The organism is Stenotrophomonas sp. LM091 (genome assembly GCF_001806305.1).
Taxonomy (GTDB): Bacteria; Pseudomonadota; Gammaproteobacteria; order Xanthomonadales; family Xanthomonadaceae; genus Stenotrophomonas; species Stenotrophomonas bentonitica_A.
The window spans coordinates 3,857,969-3,874,574 of sequence record NZ_CP017483.1; the positions used below are offsets into that span (position 1 = coordinate 3,857,969).

Annotated in this window: 18 protein-coding genes and 1 other RNA gene; 11 read left to right on the forward strand and 8 right to left on the reverse strand. The window is 66.8% G+C overall.

Annotated features, from left to right (window positions below; genetic code table 11):
- Positions 1 to 24: 24 nt before the first annotated feature.
- The 5 genes from BIZ42_RS19905 to smpB all read right to left on the reverse strand — a co-directional run bounded on the left by BIZ42_RS19905 (position 25) and on the right by smpB (position 2,326).
- On the reverse strand, positions 25 to 231 hold the full coding sequence (locus BIZ42_RS19905) for an Arm DNA-binding domain-containing protein (protein ID WP_070427161.1): 207 nt from the start codon (positions 229 to 231) through the stop codon (positions 25 to 27).
- A gap of 162 nt (positions 232 to 393) precedes the next feature.
- Positions 394 to 796, reverse strand: a transfer-messenger RNA (tmRNA) gene (gene ssrA, locus BIZ42_RS17235).
- A gap of 107 nt (positions 797 to 903) precedes the next feature.
- Entirely contained in the window at positions 904 to 1,257 is a 354-nt protein-coding gene (locus BIZ42_RS17240) for a hypothetical protein (protein ID WP_019183168.1), read from the reverse strand.
- 137 nt (positions 1,258 to 1,394) lie between these two features.
- Positions 1,395 to 1,823, reverse strand: coding sequence for a GNAT family N-acetyltransferase (locus BIZ42_RS17245; protein WP_070427162.1), 429 nt, complete (start codon positions 1,821 to 1,823; stop codon positions 1,395 to 1,397).
- Entirely contained in the window at positions 1,823 to 2,326 is a 504-nt protein-coding gene (smpB, locus tag BIZ42_RS17250; protein WP_019183166.1) for an SsrA-binding protein SmpB, read from the reverse strand. Before smpB ends, BIZ42_RS17245 begins: the two co-directional genes overlap by 1 nt.
- 57 nt (positions 2,327 to 2,383) lie before the next feature.
- On the opposite strand from smpB, the gene BIZ42_RS17255 reads away from it, so the two are divergent.
- Both BIZ42_RS17255 and BIZ42_RS17260 read left to right on the forward strand, forming a co-directional pair.
- On the forward strand, positions 2,384 to 2,812 hold the full coding sequence (locus BIZ42_RS17255) for a type II toxin-antitoxin system RatA family toxin (RefSeq protein WP_026069778.1): 429 nt from the start codon (positions 2,384 to 2,386) through the stop codon (positions 2,810 to 2,812).
- Positions 2,813 to 2,815: 3 nt separating this feature from the next.
- Entirely contained in the window at positions 2,816 to 3,076 is a 261-nt protein-coding gene (locus BIZ42_RS17260) for an RnfH family protein (RefSeq protein WP_070427163.1), read from the forward strand.
- Between the two features lie 16 nt (positions 3,077 to 3,092).
- Here the strand turns inward: BIZ42_RS17260 and bamE are convergent, their stop codons facing one another.
- The gene (gene bamE / locus BIZ42_RS17265; RefSeq protein WP_019183163.1) at positions 3,093 to 3,485 is read right to left on the reverse strand and encodes an outer membrane protein assembly factor BamE; all 393 of its coding nucleotides are present in this window, start codon (positions 3,483 to 3,485) and stop codon (positions 3,093 to 3,095) included.
- Positions 3,486 to 3,589: 104 nt separating this feature from the next.
- On the opposite strand from bamE, the gene fur reads away from it, so the two are divergent.
- A complete protein-coding gene (fur, locus tag BIZ42_RS17270) occupies positions 3,590 to 3,997 on the forward strand; it encodes a ferric iron uptake transcriptional regulator (protein WP_019183162.1) in 408 nt (135 codons plus the stop codon).
- Between the two features lie 86 nt (positions 3,998 to 4,083).
- Here the strand turns inward: fur and BIZ42_RS17275 are convergent, their stop codons facing one another.
- On the reverse strand, positions 4,084 to 5,325 hold the full coding sequence (locus BIZ42_RS17275) for an SGNH/GDSL hydrolase family protein (RefSeq protein ID WP_070427164.1): 1,242 nt from the start codon (positions 5,323 to 5,325) through the stop codon (positions 4,084 to 4,086).
- Between the two features lie 96 nt (positions 5,326 to 5,421).
- On the opposite strand from BIZ42_RS17275, the gene BIZ42_RS17280 reads away from it, so the two are divergent.
- Positions 5,422 to 6,339, forward strand: a complete 918-nt coding sequence (locus tag BIZ42_RS17280) for a LysR family transcriptional regulator (protein ID WP_070427165.1) — start codon at positions 5,422 to 5,424, stop codon at positions 6,337 to 6,339.
- A 108-nt stretch (positions 6,340 to 6,447) separates the two neighbouring features.
- On the opposite strand, the gene recN is transcribed toward BIZ42_RS17280, so the two are convergent.
- Positions 6,448 to 8,109 (reverse strand): DNA repair protein RecN, encoded by a 1,662-nt coding sequence (gene recN, locus BIZ42_RS17285; protein ID WP_070427166.1) that lies wholly within the window; start codon positions 8,107 to 8,109, stop codon positions 6,448 to 6,450.
- Between the two features lie 125 nt (positions 8,110 to 8,234).
- On the opposite strand from recN, the gene hrcA reads away from it, so the two are divergent.
- The 7 genes from hrcA to BIZ42_RS17320 all read left to right on the forward strand — a co-directional run bounded on the left by hrcA (position 8,235) and on the right by BIZ42_RS17320 (position 16,514).
- A complete protein-coding gene (gene hrcA / locus BIZ42_RS17290) occupies positions 8,235 to 9,302 on the forward strand; it encodes a heat-inducible transcriptional repressor HrcA (RefSeq protein WP_019183158.1) in 1,068 nt (355 codons plus the stop codon).
- A gap of 82 nt (positions 9,303 to 9,384) precedes the next feature.
- Positions 9,385 to 9,900: a nucleotide exchange factor GrpE gene (gene grpE, locus BIZ42_RS17295; RefSeq protein WP_019183157.1), complete on the forward strand. Its 516-nt coding sequence runs from the start codon at positions 9,385 to 9,387 to the stop codon at positions 9,898 to 9,900.
- Between the two features lie 175 nt (positions 9,901 to 10,075).
- Positions 10,076 to 12,004, forward strand: coding sequence for a molecular chaperone DnaK (gene dnaK, locus BIZ42_RS17300; RefSeq protein WP_070427167.1), 1,929 nt, complete (start codon positions 10,076 to 10,078; stop codon positions 12,002 to 12,004).
- Between the two features lie 164 nt (positions 12,005 to 12,168).
- Positions 12,169 to 13,302: a molecular chaperone DnaJ gene (dnaJ, locus tag BIZ42_RS17305; protein WP_019183155.1), complete on the forward strand. Its 1,134-nt coding sequence runs from the start codon at positions 12,169 to 12,171 to the stop codon at positions 13,300 to 13,302.
- A gap of 153 nt (positions 13,303 to 13,455) precedes the next feature.
- Positions 13,456 to 14,433, forward strand: a complete 978-nt coding sequence (locus tag BIZ42_RS17310; RefSeq protein ID WP_237393607.1) for a hypothetical protein — start codon at positions 13,456 to 13,458, stop codon at positions 14,431 to 14,433.
- A gap of 63 nt (positions 14,434 to 14,496) precedes the next feature.
- Positions 14,497 to 15,405, forward strand: coding sequence for a pyridoxal kinase (pdxY, locus tag BIZ42_RS17315; RefSeq protein ID WP_070427168.1), 909 nt, complete (start codon positions 14,497 to 14,499; stop codon positions 15,403 to 15,405).
- Positions 15,402 to 16,514 (forward strand): prephenate dehydrogenase, encoded by a 1,113-nt coding sequence (locus BIZ42_RS17320; protein WP_070427169.1) that lies wholly within the window; start codon positions 15,402 to 15,404, stop codon positions 16,512 to 16,514. Before pdxY ends, BIZ42_RS17320 begins: the two co-directional genes overlap by 4 nt.
- Positions 16,515 to 16,606: the final 92 nt, after the last annotated feature.

Sequence of the window (16,606 nt, forward strand, 5' to 3'; positions counted from 1 at the left end):
GCTGGTCAGCAGGCGCTGCGCGTCCTACCGTGCCTCTCTCGCCTTGGCCAGGCTGACGTCGGGGTAGAGGCCCAGCGTCAGCAGCTTCTCCTTGCCGGCGACGCGGTACTTCCAGCGCCAGCTCTTGGCGCCTGCAACAGTGATCAGGAGGAACAGGGCGCCGCCGTCAGCAAGCTTCTGTGGCTTGTCGGCAGGCTTGGCGCGACGAATGGCAGCGTCGGTCAGAGGCATGGGGGTATCGGGTTTTGGGGTAGGGCGGATATCCCTAGATATACCCCCACCGTCTCATAGGCTGCCACGGAACAGGCCGGACAACCCCGGACAACAAAAAAGCCGGAACCCCTTGTTTGACGGGAGGTTCCGGCTTTCTGTGGTCCTTGTGGGACCGTCTAATGGTGGAGGTGGGCGGAATTGAACCGCCGTCCGAAGGCACTCCATCCCCGGTACTACATGCTTAGCTCACCGTTGGATCTCATCCTGTGGCAGCACGGTGTGCAAAGCGCACCCCAGGACCAGCCTGCTTTAGTTAAGTCGTGACTGACAGGCAGCCATCACAACCGGTTCCGTGATAATGACCCTACATCTACGAGCACGGGCACAAGTAGGTTCGGGGGTTCGCCTAAGGCGGCTGTAGAACTAAACGCTAAAGCTGTTTTTAGGCAGCGATTGCGAAGTCGTTCGAACCGTAGTTGTCGTCGTTGGCAACTAAAAGTTTGCTGCTGGATTAACGAGGAAAGCTGCCCCCTCGGCATGCACCAAGTAACTTCACAACCCCCGTCGAAACCAATGCACCCCCGGTTTCTTCAAGAACCGCACTTCATCCGGAAAACAGCGCCGGACGTCTACTTGACGGAATGGATGCTACTCCAATCCGGCTGAACAGTCACCTTGCCGGTCTGCCGCTTACTTCTGCAGCTGGCGGCGGCTGTCGGCCTTGTGGCGGGCCTTTTCCTTCTTCAGGCGGTTGTGCTCATTGCGCACGGCCATCGCCTGCTTCTTGGCCTGCGGCTCGACCCGGGCCATCAGCGATTCCACCTGGGCCACCAGCCGGCGGTGCTCCAGGGTGTCGTAGCTCTGCGTTTCCGAGGCAACGCGCTTGGCGTTGCGGATCAGGTAGGTCAGCACCTTGAGCAGCGCGGCCGGGTCCATCGCGCGGGCGAGTTCGTCAAAGATGAACTCCAGCGCGGCCACGTCGGCGCGCAGGGTGGTCAGTTCGTCCGCCGCCAGTGCGGGTGCCGGGGTAGTTTCAAGTGTCACGCGCGGATCCTTTCCGTATCAATGCGGGGATTCTGACAGCTGCGCGGGCCTGGCGGGGAAAGATCACTGTCCTGCCGGGGCCGCAGGGTCAGGTCGGCCTTGGCGATACGTGGCGCTGGCAGCGCCCGGGCAGGGCGTTACAGCGGCTTGCGCAGGTACAGGCGATGGTGCCCGGGCGGGAAGTCCTGCAGCCGGCCGAACACCTCATAGCCCTGCTTGAGGTAGAAGCCCTCGGCCTGCCAGGAGAAGGTGTCCAGCGTCACCGCGTGTGCGCCGAGCGTGCGGGCCTGCTGCTCGGCATCGGCCAGCAGCGCCTGGCCCAACCCCTGGCCACGCTGGCTGGCGTCCACCCACAACGCATGCACCATCAGCCAGCCACCGCAAACGTCGGCGGCAATCCCGGCCACCACCCGGCCGGTGGCATCGTGGATCACCCTGTTGACTGGCTGGTCGTCCAACGCATCGCCACTGGCGGCCTGGTTGAAAGCCAGCAGGCCGGCGAACACCGCGCGGGTGTCTTCGGCGCTGGCTGGCGTGATCGTAGGCGCGGGCGACACCGGGGCCATCAGGCGTCGCGGTTGTGCCGGCGCATGGTGCGCGACTTCTCGCGCGCCCAGTCGCGGTCCTTCTCGGCATCGCGCTTGTCGTGCGTCTGCTTGCCCTTGGCCAGCGCGATCTCGAGCTTGATCTTGTTCTTGCTCCAGTACATCGCGGTGGGCACGATCGTGTAGCCGTCGCGCTGCACCTTGCCGATCAGCTTGTCGATCTCGTTGCGATGCAGGAGCAGCTTGCGGTCCCGGCGGTCGTTGGCCACCACGTGGGTGGAGGCCTGGATCAACGGGGTGATCTGCGCACCGATCAGATAGATCTCGCCATCACGCACGTAGGCGTAAGCATCGATGATGTTGCCGCGCCCGGCGCGGATCGACTTGACCTCCCAGCCCTGCAGGGCCAGGCCGGCTTCGAAGCGATCTTCGATGTGGTACTCGTGCCGGGCACGCTTGTTGAGTGCGATGGTTTTGTTGGCCGTCGCGCCCTTTGCTTTATCCTTGCCGCTGTTCTTGCTCATTTCCCTATTGTCTCCGATTCGGGCACGCCCGGTCGATTCATCAGACATCTGTATCGCATGCCAACTATCCGCCGTAGTGCCCTGGTCGAACATTCGGCTGCCCGCATGTTCGACCTGGTCAATGATATTGACGCCTATCCGCGCCGCTTCCGCTGGTGTTCGGCCTCGCAGATCCTGGAGTCCGGCCCGGACCGCCTGGTCGCGCGCCTGGATCTGGGCTTCGGTTCGTTCTCCACCTGGTTCATGACCGAGAACACGCTGCAACGCCCGCACAGCATCGATATGCAGCTCAAGGACGGGCCGTTCAAGCGCCTGCACGGTCGCTGGGAATTCCATGCGCTGGCCGAAGATGCCTGCAAGGTCACGCTGACGCTGGAGTTCGAGCCGACCTCACGTCTGCTCGGTCCGGCTCTCGCGCTGGGCTTCCAGGGCCTGGCCGACCGGATGGTCAATGATTTCGTCCGCGTCGCCGACGCCCAGGACTGAGCCGTGATCACGGTCGAGGTGGTGCTGGCCTGGCCCGATCGGGCCGCCTTGAAGGTGCTGACCCTCGCCGAGGGCACCACCGTCGCCGAGGCCATCGCGCTGGCCGGCATCGAGGGCAGCGGCCAGTGCCCGGCCGTGGCCGTGCATGGCCTGCTGGCCAAGCCGGATCAGGTGCTGCGCGAGGGCGACCGGGTCGAACTGCTGCGTCCGCTGCTGGCCGACCCGAAAGACAACCGCCGCCGACGCGCCCGCGCCGGCAGCTGAGTGAAGAACGCGGGCCTCAGCGGCCGCGCTTCTTCTTGTCCTTGGGCAGGTTGCGGCCGAACTGGCGCAGCGTGCTGCGGGCCAGCTGGGCGTCGTCGCTGGCGAAGTACTCGCCGTCCCAGCGGGTGACCGCGTCGTTTTCGAAGTAGACGGTGAAGTTCTTCACTTCCGTCTTGCCGACCCGGTTCACGCGCTGGCTGGCGGTGTAATCCCAGCGCTGGGCGTGGAACGGGTCCGGGATGGAGGGCGTGCCAAGCAGGGCGTTGACCTGCTGCTTGCTCTGGCCCACCTGCAGCTGACCGACGGCCTGCTCCCGGATCAGGTTGCCCTGATAGATGGGTTGCTTGTAAATGATGCCGCAGCCCGTGGTGGACAGGGCAACGGCGGCGACCAGCAGGAGATTGCGCATCGGGGAATGGCGTTTGGGGAAATCGAGTCGATGATACACTCCCGACGTGTCGCCGCGACCCAATCCGAGGCAGCTGGCGCTAAATCGCCAATGAACGGAGAACTATGGAAACCCACGACCTGCGCAAAGTCGGCCTCAAGGTGACCCATCCGCGTATGCGGATCCTGTCGCTGCTCGAGCAGCGCAATGCCAGCCACCACATGACCGCCGAAGACATCTACCGCCAGCTCCTGGAGCACGGTGATGAGATCGGGCTGGCCACGGTCTACCGGGTTCTGACCCAGTTCGAGGCGGCCGGCCTGGTGCTCAAGCACAACTTCGAAGGTGGCCAGGCCGTCTACGAGCTGGACCGCGGGGGTCACCATGACCACATGGTCGACGTGGACAGCGGCAAGATCATCGAGTTCGAAAGCCACGAGATCGAGGAGCTGCAGCGCAAGATCGCAGCCGACCACGGCTACGAACTGGAAGAGCACTCGCTGGTCCTGTACGTGCGCAAGAAGCGCCGGTGATGGCGCCCGGCCGGTCGTGACGACCGGCCTGGGCAGGGCACGCTGCAGATCAAACCCCCGCGCCCCGGCCCGGGGGTTTTTCGTTGTCAGGGTGTCGTGACCGGCACGTGGCCGGGCAGCAGCGCCTGCAGGTCCACCGCGTCGGCCATCGCCCGGTTGCCCGCATCGCCCGGGTGCAGGTGGTCGCCGGAATCGAACGCTGGCGCCATCCGCGCCGGATCGGCCGGGTCACGCAGGGCGGCGTCGAGGTCGATCACCGCATCGAACGGGCTGACCTGCCGCAGCCAGGCATTGAGCTGGCGGCGCAGCGCGTCTTTGTCGGGCTGGTAGTAGTTGTCCAGCGGCGTGCCGGGCAGGGCGCCCGCGAACGGCGGCAGGGTCGCACCGACGATGCGCACGCCCCGGGCATGGGCGCGATCCACCAGGGCGCGATAGCCGGCCTGCAGTTCGGCCAGGGTCGGCGCAGGTTCGGAGCGGGCAAAGGCGGTGCCGGGCCAGCCGATGTCGTTGGTGCCCAGCAGCACGATCACGCTGGCCACGCCGGGTTGATCGAGCACATCGCGCTGGAAGCGGGACAGCCCGCCCTCTCCCATGCCATCGCGGAGCAGGCGGCCGCCCGAGATGCCGGCGTTGACCACGGCCACGCCCTGCGGCGCGAGGCGTGCGGCGAGGTGGTCGGTCCAGCGCTGGTCGCGGTCCAGGCTGGCGGTCGCGCCATCGGTGATCGAGTCACCGATCACCACCACGCTGCGGGCGCCTGCGGCGGCCTGCACATCGATACCCGAGACGAACAGGCGGGCGGTGGTGGTCGAGGAGGTGGCCAGCGTCGGGGCGAGCGTCTGGTCGCCAGTGGCGAACGCGGCGGTCTGCCGGCCTTCCCAGTGGAAGCTGCGCAGGGGCGTGCGCTCGGTCAGGTAGACGCTCACCTGCACGGCCTGGAGATCGGTGGTCGCCAGCGCCAGCGGGTCGCTCAGGCGCTCGGTACCGGGGGCGATCACGGTCGCCGCGCTTCCCTCGAAGGACAGCGCCAGGGGCGGCTGGCCAGCCCCGGCGGCAACGCTGGCCGCGCTGATCCGCAGCGGTTGCTCGCCATAGGTATTGCTCAGGCGCACCCGCAGCTGGCGGCCGCCGAGGCTCAGGCGCGCGGTCTGGCGGAAGGTCTGCGCCTCCAGGTGCGTCGGGATCAGCGTGGGGAAGAGGAAATCTGCGCCCCAGACCGGCTGCGGGCTGGCCTGCCAGCTGGCCACCCAGGTGGGCGCAGGGGCGGCAACCGCGGTGCCGGCGGTGGCCAGCAGGGCGGTGGCGGTAAGGCGGGCGAAGGTATTCATCGGGCGATCCGTGGGAGAGGAAATGCGATGGTGATCTTCGGGGTACCTGTGAACTAGACTGCCTGCGGACAATCATCTGTGAACTGGATTCATCCCATGGCAGGCACCGACATCAACCGTTCCGGCGAACTGGAAGTGTTCGTCCGGGTCATCGAAACCGGCGGGTTTTCAGCGGCTGCGCGTTCGTTGGACCTGAGCCCCTCGGCGGTCAGCAAGCTGGTCTCGCGGCTCGAACAGCGGCTGGGCACGCGCCTGCTGCAGCGCTCCACCCGCCAGTTGCAGCTGACCCAGGAGGGCTGCGCCTTCTATGAGCGCGGACTGCGCGTGCTGGCCGATCTGGATGAAGCCGAGCGCTGTGCCAGCGCCCATGCCGAACCGCGTGGGCGCCTGCGGGTGAATGCCAATGTGCCGTTTGGCCAGCATTTCCTGCTGCCGCTGCTGCCGGACTTTCTCGCGCTGCACCCGCGGGTCGGCGTGGACGTGGTGCTGACCGACGAGGTGATCGACCTGCTCGAGCAGCGCACCGATGTGGCGGTGCGCGCCGGCCCGCTGAAAAGCTCCAGTTTGGTTGCACGGCGACTGGGCGCGACCCGGATGATGATCGTGGCCGCCCCCAGCTACGCCACCCGGCATGGCCTGCCGCAGGACGCCGATACGCTGCTGGCCCACAACCGGCTCGACATCGGGCATCCGCGTACGCAGGCCGGCTGGCCACTGGTCGTTGATGGCGAGCGGCAGGTCGTGCCCACCCAGGGCAATGCACGCGCCAGCGACGGCGAGGCGCTGCGCAGGCTGGTGCTCGGTGGCGTGGGCATGGCGCGGCTGGCGGCGTTCCAGGTGCAGGCCGATGTGGCGGCCGGGCGCCTGCTGCCGGTGCTGGAATCGGCCAACCCTGGCGATCTGGAGGAGGTGCACGCGGTGTTCCAGGGGCAGGGCGGCTACCTGCCGCTGCGCGTGCGCGCGCTGCTGGATTTTCTGGTTGCGCGGGTGGATCTGGCCCAGCCGTTGGGGTGAGGGGGCGGGGGGATGCCGCGGGCGGAACCGGGTCCGCGGGGAGCCGGCCAGCGGCCGGCACTACCGGGTCGGGGCCGGCAGGTACCGACCGTGGGTCGGTACCCACCCTCAAACCTGCAACAGCTTGCGCGCCGCGGCGCGGGCTTCCTTGCTGACTTCCACGCCGCCCAGCATCCGCGCGAGCTCTTCTTCGCGGGCCTTGGTGTCCAGCTTCTCGACCGCACTCTGGGTCATGCCGTCCACCGGGGCCTTGCTGACCCGGTAGTGGGCGTGGCCCTTGGAGGCGACCTGCGGCAGGTGGGTGACGCACAGCACCTGACGCTTCTCGCCCAAGGCGCGCAGCTTCTGCCCGACGATGTCGGCCACGGCGCCGCCGATGCCCGAATCGACTTCGTCGAAGACCATGGTCGGCACGGCATCCAGGCCCAGCGCCGCCACTTCGATCGCCAGCGAAATGCGCGACAGTTCACCGCCCGAGGCCACCTTGCGCAGGGCGCGCGGCGGCTGACCGGCGTTGGCGGCAACGAGAAACTCGACCCGCTCGGCCCCGTTCGGGTCCGGCTTGACCACGCTCTGCGGCTCGATATCGATCAGGAACTGACCGCCGCCCATGCCCAGCTCGCCGATCAGGGTGGTGGTGGTGTCCGACAGGGCCTTGGCAGCCTTCCGGCGGCTGGCGCTGAGCGCCTCGGCCACGGTCGTCCACTGGCCGGCGGCACGGTCGATCTCGCCGGCCAAGGCCTGCAGGCGCTCGTCGGCACCGCGCAGCTGCTCGACTTCGGCTTCCATGGCGTCGCGGTGCTCGCCCAGCGCTTCCATCGGCACGCGGTGCTTGCGGGCGAGGTCGTGCAGGCGGCCCAGGCGGCGCTCGATGTCCTCGAACTGCTCGGGGTCGGCATCCAGGTCGTCGTGGACGCGATCAAGCAGGGACAGCGCTTCGTCCAGCTGGATGGCGGCGCTGTCGAGCAGGGCATCGACTTCGCCGAGCCGGCTGTCGTGCTCGGCCACGCGGGCCAGATCATGCCGGGTCTGCTGCAGCAGCTGCAGCACCGAGACCTCGTCGTCGCCGTTGAGGCGGCTGACGGCCACGTCGCAGGCGCCGATCAGCGCGCTGGCATGGGCCTGGCGGCGGTGGCTGCTGCCCAGGGTGGCGATCGAGGCCGGGTCCAGGTCTTCGCGCTTGAGTTCGCTCAGCTGGTGCTCCAGGTAACCGATCCGGTCGCTGACATCGCCCTGGCGCGACAGCGCCTCGGCTTCGTCCACCAGCGCCTGCCAGCGTGCCGCGGTCTGGCGGACCTGGGCGCGCTCGGCGTCGTTGCGGGCGAAGGCGTCCAGCAGCGAGAGCTGCGAGGGGCGCGAGAGCAGGGCCTGCTGTTCGTGCTGGCCGTGGATCTCCACCAGCATGCCGGCCAGCTCGGTCAGCTGGGTCAGCGTCACCGGGCGGCCGTTGATGAAGGCGCGCGAACCGCCATCGGCGCGGATCACCCGTCGCAGTTGGCACTGTTCTTCGTCGTCCAGCTCGTTGTCGCGCAGCCACTGGCGGGCCGGCGCATCGGCCGGCGGCGCGAATTCGGCCGAGAGCTCGGCGCGGGCGGCGCCGTGGCGGACCACGCCGCTGTCGGCGCGCAGCCCGGACAGGAAGCCCAGCGCGTCCACCATCAGCGACTTGCCCGCGCCGGTTTCACCCGAGACCACGGTCATGCCGGCGCCGAATTCCAGCTCGGTGGCGCGGACGACCGCGAAATCCTTGATCGATAGATGTCTAAGCATGGTCTACGTTGTACACGAGGGGCGTCTCCAAGCCGCGCAAGCTAGCATGGGCAGGGGGCGTCTCCAATGACTTGCCAATGCCCCGTGCAGCCATTATCTAAGTGGGCGTCTCACAGGCTGATTCCATGCACCCTTCCGCGTCCCATCTCGCCCCGCGTGCCCGCCATCTGCTGCGGACGCTGATCGCGCGCCACATCCAGGATGGCGAGCCGGTCGGCTCGCAGACCCTTGCCCGGCATGCCGGCCTGGATGTCAGCCCGGCCACCATCCGCAACATCCTGGGCGACCTGGAAGACCTCGGCCTGCTCAGCTCGCCGCATACCTCGGCCGGCCGCGTGCCGACCGCGCACGGTTACCGGGTGTTCGTGGACAGCCTGGTCAAGATGCAGCCGCCGGGGGAGGGTGAGCTCAGCCGCCTGCGCACCGAGCTGGCCACCGGCACCGGCACCCAGGCCCTGCTCGGCAGTGCCTCGGAGCTGCTCTCGGCGATGAGCCATTTCGTCGGGGTGGTCAGTGCCCCGCGCCGGGAACAGTTCGCGTTCCGGCACATCGATTTCGTGGCGCTGGACGCGCGCCGGGTGCTGGCGATCCTGGTGTTTGCCGACAACGAAGTACAGAACCGGGTGATCGAGCCGCGCCGCAGCTTCGATCCGGGCGAGCTGGAGCAGGTCGCCAACTACCTCAACGCCAACTGCGCCGGGCGGCCGCTGGCCGAGATCCGGGCCCGGCTGCTGCTGGAGCTTCGCGATGCGCAGTCGGAGATGGAGCAGCTGCTGGCGCACAGCATCGAGCTGGCCGAGCAGGCCATGGTGCCGCCGGCCGACGACATGGTGCTGGCCGGGCAGACCCGGCTGATGGGCGTGCAGGACCTGTCCGACCTGGAGCGCCTGCGCGAGCTGTTCGACGTGTTCGCCAGCAAGCGTGAGATCCTCCAGCTGCTCGAACGCACCATCCAGGCCCCGGGAGTGCGCATCTTCATTGGCGAGGAGACCGGGGTGATGCCGCTGGAAAGCGTCTCGCTGGTCACCGCCCCGTATTCGGCCGATGGCCAGGTGCTGGGCGTGCTGGGGGTGATCGGCCCCAAGCGGATGGCCTACGACCGGATGATTCCGCTGGTGGAAGCCACCGCCCAAGTGCTGGGCGCTGCGCTGGGCTCGCCCGGTGGCGGCGGATTGTCCCGCGATCGCGCATAAAGCGGCCTTGGACTCTTGAATCCCGTAGCCGCGCCCACATAGGGGTGGGTGGAGGCGGAGAGTCACCGCCAAGGATCCGGAAATGAACCAAGATCAGTCAGATATCGCATCCCAGAATCCCGCCGGCGAGCCGGCCGCGGAGCCGTCCCTGCAGCAGCAGCTGGACAGCCTGCACAACGAGCTGGCGCTGCTGCGCTCGGAGTCGCTGCGCGAGCGCGCCGACCTGGACAACCAGCGCAAGCGCGTGGCCCGCGACGTCGAACAGGCGCGCCGCTTCGCCAACGAAAAGCTGCTCGGCGAGCTGCTGCCGGTCTTCGACAGCCTCGATGCCGGCCTCAATGCCGCCGGCAGTGACCCGAGCCCGCTGCGCGAAGGTCTCGAACTGACCTACAAGCAGCTGCTCAAGGTCGCCGCCGACAACGGCCTGACCCTGCTCGACCCGACCGGGCAGACCTTCAACCCGGACCACCACCAGGCCATCAGCCAGGTCGACGCGCCCGGCGCGGCGCCGGGCAGCGTGGTCCAGGTGTTCCAGAAGGGCTACCTGCTCAACGACCGCCTGCTGCGTCCGGCGCTGGTCGTGGTGGCCCGCGACTGAGCCGCAGGCCGGTGAGCCGGGCGTTGCCCGGCTGCTCGACCGGACGCTGAACGCGTTGGGTCGCCATCGAACACTGTGTTTGATGGACGGCTTGAAAGTGTCCCCAGCGTCCCACACATCCCATTCATAACCCGGCAACTGCCGGATGTACCCAGAACTTTCAGGAGTCTCCCTCATGGGCAAGATCATTGGTATCGACCTCGGCACCACCAACTCGTGTGTGGCGATCATGGACGGCGGCAAGGCCCGCGTCATCGAAAACGCGGAAGGCGATCGCACCACGCCTTCCATCGTCGCCTACACCAAGGACGGCGAAGTCCTGGTCGGCGCCTCGGCCAAGCGCCAGGCCGTGACCAACCCCAAGAACACCTTCTACGCTGTCAAGCGCCTGATCGGCCGCAAGTTCACCGACGCTGAAGTCCAGAAGGACATCGCGCACGTGCCCTACGGCATCCTGGCCCATGACAACGGCGACGCCTGGGTGCAGACCAGCGACGGCAAGAAGATGGCCCCGCAGGAAATCTCCGCCCACGTGCTGGAGAAGATGAAGAAGACCGCCGAAGCGTTCCTGGGTGAGACCGTCACCGAGGCCGTGATCACCGTGCCGGCCTACTTCAACGACAGCCAGCGCCAGGCCACCAAGGACGCAGGCCGCATCGCCGGTCTGGAAGTCAAGCGCATCATCAACGAGCCGACCGCTGCTGCCCTGGCCTATGGCCTGGACAAGGGTGACGGCCGTGACCGCAAGATCGTTGTGTACGATCTGGGCGGCGGCACCTTCGACGTGTCGATCATCGAGATCGCCAACGTGGACGGTGAGAAGCAGTTCGAAGTGCTGGCCACCAACGGTGACACCTTCCTGGGCGGCGAAGATTTCGACAACCGCGTCATCGAGTACCTCGTGGACGAGTTCAACAAGGACCAGGGCATCGACCTGCGCAAGGATCCGCTTGCCCTGCAGCGCCTGAAGGACGCCGCCGAGCGCGCCAAGATCGAGCTGTCCACCAGCCAGCAGACCGAAGTGAACCTGCCGTACGTCACCGCTGACGCGTCGGGCCCGAAGCACCTGAACATCAAGCTGACCCGCGCCAAGCTGGAAGCGCTGGTGGAAGACCTGATCAAGAAGTCGATCGAGCCGTGCCGCATCGCGCTGAACGATGCCGGCCTGCGTTCGAGCGACATCGGTGAAGTGATCCTGGTCGGCGGTCAGACCCGCATGCCGAAGGTGCAGCAGGCCGTGACCGAGTTCTTCGGCAAGGAACCGCGCAAGGACGTCAACCCGGATGAGGCCGTGGCACTGGGTGCTGCGATCCAGGGCGGCGTGCTGGGCGGCGACGTCAAGGACGTGCTGCTGCTGGACGTGACCCCGCTGTCGCTGGGCATCGAGACCCTGGGTGGCGTGTTCACCAAGATCATCGAGAAGAACACCACCATCCCGACCAAGGCCTCGCAGGTGTTCTCCACCGCCGAGGACAACCAGTCGGCCGTGACCGTGCACGTGCTGCAGGGTGAGCGCGAGCAGGCCCGCTTCAACAAGTCGCTGGCCAAGTTCGACCTCTCCGGCATCGAGCCGTCGCCGCGCGGCCTGCCGCAGGTGGAAGTGTCCTTCGACATCGACGCCAACGGCATCCTGCACGTGTCGGCCAAGGACAAGAAGACCAACAAGGAACAGAAGGTCGAGATCAAGGCCGGTTCGGGTCTGTCCGAGGACGAGATCGCACGCATGGTCGCCGACGCGGAAGCCAACCGCGAAGAAGACAAGAAGTTCCACGAGCTGGTCCAGGCCCGCAACCAGGCTGACGCGCTGATCCACGGTACCCGTACCGCGATCACCGAGCACGGCAGCAAGGTCGGCGGCGATGTGATCGGCAAGGTGGAATCGGCCCTGGCCGATCTGGAAACCGCGATGAAGAGCGACGACAAGGCCCAGATCGAAGCCAAGTCGAAGGTGCTGGAAGAAGCCGGCCAGGCGCTGTTTGCTGCCTCCGCAGCGGCAGAGCAGGGCGGCGCGGCGCCGGGCCCGGATGCCGGTGCCAACAACGGCGCGCACGACGATGTGGTCGACGCCGAATTCACCGAAGTCAAGGACGACAAGAAGTCCTGATCCGGACTCGACACGGGACGTTGCGCAGGCAGCGTCCCGTTGTCATATCCCCCTTCTGGTCCTGACAGCCGTTTCCCGGCCTGTCGGGGCGCCCGGCGAAAGAGCGGACCTGGTGCCGCTCTTCCGCTTTGACGAATCCCGACTTCCGGAACCCGATTCAAGTTATGAGCAAGCGCGATTACTACGAAGTGCTGAGCGTGTCCCGCACCGCCAGCGACGAAGAACTGAAGAAGGCCTATCGCCGTTGCGCGATGAAATACCATCCGGACCGCAATCCGGGTGACAGCGAGGCCGAAGCGTCCTTCAAGGAATGCAAGGAAGCCTACGAAACCCTGTCCGACAGCAACAAGCGCCGCATGTACGACGCCCACGGCCACGCCGCGTTCGAGCACGGCATGGGCGGCGGTGGCGGCCCGGGTGGCCCGGACATGGGCGATATCTTCGGGGACATCTTCGGCAACATCTTCGGCGGTGGCGCCGGCGGTGGTGGCCCGCGCCAGGCCCGTCGCGGTGCCGATATCGGCTACGTGATGGAGCTGGACCTGGAAGAAGCGGTGATGGGCGTGGAGCGCCGCATCGAGATTCCGAGTCTGGTCGAGTGTGATGACTGCAATGCCAGCGGTTCGGAAGATGGCAAGGTCGAGACCTGCTCGGTCTGCCGTGGCCAGGGCCAGGTGCGCATCCAGCGCGGCATCTTCGCGATGCAGCAGGCCTGCCACCACTGCAACGGCCGTGGCCAGATCATCCAGAACCCCTGCAAGACCTGTCACGGCAATGGCCGTGTCGAGGAAGACAAGGTGTTGTCGGTCAAGGTGCCTGCGGGCGTCGATACCGGCGACCGCATCCGTCTGTCCGGTGAAGGCGAGGCCGGTCCGGCTGGCACCCCGGCGGGCGATCTGTACGTGGAAGTGCGGGTGCGCGAGCACGCGATCTTCCAGCGCGACGGCGACGACCTGCACTGCGAAGTGCCGATCCGCATCTCGCAGGCCGCGCTGGGCGATACCGTACGCGTGGCGACCCTCGGCGGCTATGCGGAAATCCGCATTCCGGCCGAAACCCAGACCGGCAAGCTGTTCCGCATGCGTGGCAAGGGCGTGCGTTCGGTGCGCAGCCGCAGCGAAGGCGACCTGTACTGCCGCGTGGTGGTGGAGACCCCGGTCAACCTCACCCCGGAGCAGCGCAAGCTGCTGGAGCAGTTCGAGACCACCTTCACCGGCGAGGAAGCGCGCAAGCATTCGCCCAAGTCGGCGACCTTCATCGATGGCGTGAAGGGCTTCTGGGATCGGATGACCTCGTAAGCGCACCTAGATCCACACGATGTACCTGGCCCCCTGCGAGAGCAGGGGGCTTTTTTGTCGTCGGTGTGACGCGGAGGGCCAATTGCAAATGAGGGCATCCCGGCATCTGCGAAGAGCATCGCGTCGCGGTCCGATACAAGATGCTTGCTTCTGGTGTTGATCGCGACAGGTGTGGGTGACTGCGCCTGCAGCGATCACTACCCTGTCTGGATGAATAAACTCACCCGTATCGCCCACGCCGCCGCTCGACCACTGCCTTCCGCTGTACGCTGCGCATTGTCGGTGGCCGTGGTGGCTGCCTCCCTCACTGCAGGAGTGGTGTCCGCCAGGACATTGGATGCATGCAAGCTGGATGCGATTGATGGGACGATCGAGCGTCCTCTGCAGTTGGCGCCTGGCACGCGATGGACGTATTCGGTGGGTGCCGACCATCCTGTGTCGACCCTTCGCCTGGATGGGATGGCGGAGAGTCTGACGCGGCTGACGGTGGGGCACGGTCTGCAGCGAGTGGAACACACCGACACCTATGCGGATGTCAATCCACTTCGTCAGGGGCGAAAGGAAATCCTGCGGTTCCCACTTGCGGTGGGTGCAGCGTGGAACGATGAGTTCGCCGAACCCGGTGCAGTCGTGAGCGAGAATTGGGGCTACCGCTACGACTACGAAGAGAAAGGCAGCAGTCGTGTGGTGGCCATGGAGACAATCAAAATTGGGGTCGGTAACGTCCGTGCGTACCGCATCGAGAGGAGTGCACACTGGCGAAAGTCCAATCCCAGGTCGAATGATATGACCGGCATGCGCTGGCAGGGGCGGGAGGCCGTCGAGGGACTGGAGCGCAGTATCAGCTGGTACGTGCCTGCCATGGGGCGGGTAGTGCTTAAGCGCAGCATCACCGCGCATCCGTCGTATGCCCTCTATCTCTCGGCAGAGGGCAACTCCCGCGATGTCATCGTCACAGAGCTGGTAGCCTTCGAATCGCCGGGAGGCTGCCGAGTGGAAGGGGAGCCCATCCACGCGCAACGGTTCGCCGATCGCCGACCGCTGCATTACCCGTCGGTCTTTAACGATACCTGGGAGTTCGTGTTGCAGCGTCACCCCCACATCCCGGAACGGGCAGATTCGGCAGAGTAAAGGGCGGGATGCGGCGTGGTGGTTGGGGGATAATGGCAATAGAGCCCCCACAGTGCCGGTCCCATGAACGAATCCCTCGAAAGCCACCTGGTCCACGGCCGCCGCCAGCGCCCGGACGGTCCGTCGCCGGTCGACGTCATCTCGGTCCAGTCGCAGCTGGTCTACGGCTATGCCGGCAACAGCGCTGCCGTGCCGCCGCTGCGCGCGCTGGGTGTGCGCGTCGCCGAAATCCCCACCACGCTGCTCAGCAACGCGCCGTTCTACGAGACCACGCGCGGCCGCGTGCTGCCCTCGGACTGGTTCGCCGACCTGCTCCTGGGTGCGGGTGAGCGCGGCCTGCCGCAGCGCGCCCGCATGCTGGTCTCCGGCTACTTCGGCAGCGTCGGCAACGGTGCGGCCTTCGCCGATTGGCTCGATGCGGTGCTGCCGTCCTCGCCACAGCTGCGCTATTGCCTGGACCCGGTCATCGGCGACACCCATACCGGCCCTTACGTAGAGCCGGGCCTGGAAAAAGTCTTCGCCGAGCGTCTGTTGCCGCATGCCTGGCTGGTCACGCCCAATGCCTTCGAACTCGGCCGCCTCACGGGGATGCCGAGCCTGGCCCAGGCCGATGCGATCGCCGCCTCGCAGGCCCTGCTCGCACGCGGTCCGGAATGGGTGCTGGCGCACAGCGTCGGCGGTGATCCGGGCCAGCTGGTCACGCTGGCGGTCAGCCGTGATGCGATCTGGCGCTGGTCCTCGCCGCATCTGCCGGTGGACGTGGCCGGGACGGGCGACGTGCTGATGTCGCTGCTGGTCGCCTTCCTGCTGCGTGGCGAAACCTTCGAACAGGCGATTTCGCGCGCCATTGCCGGCGTGCATGTCGCGCTGGAAACCACGCTGGCCAACGGCCACGAAGAGTTCGATGTGCTGGCCGCGGCGCCGGCGGCGCTGGCGCTGCCCGATCGTTTCGTTCCCGAGCGTCTGGCGTGAGTCTGGCACCGGTCGTGGGCATCGTCGGCAGCGACGGTGCCTACGGGCGCTGGCTGCGCCGCTTCCTGGAACAACGCCTTGGGCTGGAGGTCATCGGGCATGACCCGGCCGATGCCGCATCGGACAGCCCGGAGACGCTGCTGGACCGTGCGGAGGTGTTGATCTTTTCCGCACCGATCCGGCACACGCCGGCGCTGATCGCCGACTATGCGGCGCGCTCGGCCGGTCGCGAAGCCGGTCGGTTGTGGCTGGATGTCACCTCGGTCAAATCCGCACCGGTGGAGGCGATGCTCGCCTCGCAGGCCGAGGTGGTGGGCCTGCACCCGATGACCGCACCGCCCAAGGCGCCCACGCTCAAGGGCCGGGTGATGGTGGTCTGCGAGGCGCGCCTGTCGCAGTGGCAGCCGTTCGTGCAGCAGCTGTGCGACGCGCTGGAAGCCGAATGCGTGCGCGCCACGCCGGAGCACCACGACCAGGTCATGGCGCTGGTGCAGGCAATGGTGCATGCCACCCATCTGGCGCAGGCCGGCGTGCTGCGCGAGTACGCGCCGATCCTGGGCGCCTTGCCGGCGTTGATGCCGTACCGTTCGGCCTCGTTCGAACTGGATACCGCGATCATCGCGCGCATCCTCTCGCTCAATCCGGCGATCTACGAAGACATCCAGTTCGGCAATCCGCACGTCGCACCGATGCTGGACCGCTTGCTGGCCCAGTTGCAGCAGCTTCGGGCGCAGCTGGAGCAGGGCGATGACGCGGCACGGGCGGCGTTCCGACAGCAGCTGTTGCTGGATAATCGTGACAGCCTGGGAACCGGGGTGCTGGCCGATGGCAACTACACCTTCGAGCGGGTCGGGTACCTGCTCGCGGATCTGACCGAGCGCAATGCGATCAGCGTGCATCTGCCGGAAGACCGGCCGGGTTCCCTGCGCGAGCTGCTCCACGTGTTCGAGCGGCACCGGGTCAGCCTGGCGTCGATCCATTCCTCGCGCACGCCCGCCGGTGAGGTGCACTTCCGGGTGGGGTTCGTGGCGGGCAGCGACGCGTTGGCACTGCAGGCGGCCGCCATCGAGATCGATGCCTCCGGCATCGGCCGCGTACTGGTGCGCTGACACGGTGCAGTGCAACATTCATCCACAGGGGGTGTGGATGATCTGCGCACAAACGTGTGGATAAGTGTGTTCGCGCCTTGCGCCAAAAGGCT